1 protein-coding gene is annotated in these 519 nt (G+C 43.0%); it reads right to left on the reverse strand.

Features of this window, described 5'->3' with window-relative positions:
* Positions 1-397, reverse strand: a 397-nt coding sequence (locus ACYVRH_RS14405; RefSeq protein WP_461257558.1) for a Rossmann-fold NAD(P)-binding domain-containing protein, incomplete at its 3' end; no start/stop codon positions are given.
* Positions 398-519 lie beyond the last annotated feature (122 nt).

A 519-nucleotide genomic window follows, 5' to 3' on the forward strand; every position in this document is an offset into this window, starting at 1 on the left:
AATAACGCCATAACGGGTTCGCTAGGGGAGTGCTTTCGGTAATAAGGTACGATGAAAGCGGTTTTTGATACGCTGACGCGGAGGAGATAAAAATGTATTGTTTGCAAAGCCCGTTTAAAATGTCGAAGTCTTTTTGAACGTGTTCGGGAACAAAGGCGAAAAAGTCGGCGGCGACATCGAACTTGTTTCCCTTTCCAACGGCCTTTTCCAGTTTTTCGCGGATAACGGGCGCTTCTTCCGCCCTAATATCGCAAGCTATATGTTTAATTTCCAAATCTTTAAATTCGCTTTTTCTGTTTCCCCTGTTAAGCAGATAAAGCTCCCACCCCAACTGCGCCGCCCGTCTTGTAATCGCGCTTGAAATAGTGCCTGTTCCGCCAATAAATAAAACTTTCATGGTTTCTCCTTACGCTAATATACAGTATTTTTGCCGTAGATTAAACCATTTTATAGAACGTAGTTTTACCCCGTTAATTAAAGTATAATAGACTTGTGTCGGACTAAAGCCCGCCACAAGTC

The sequence above is a fragment of the Treponema sp. R80B11-R83G3 genome, from assembly GCF_054786115.1.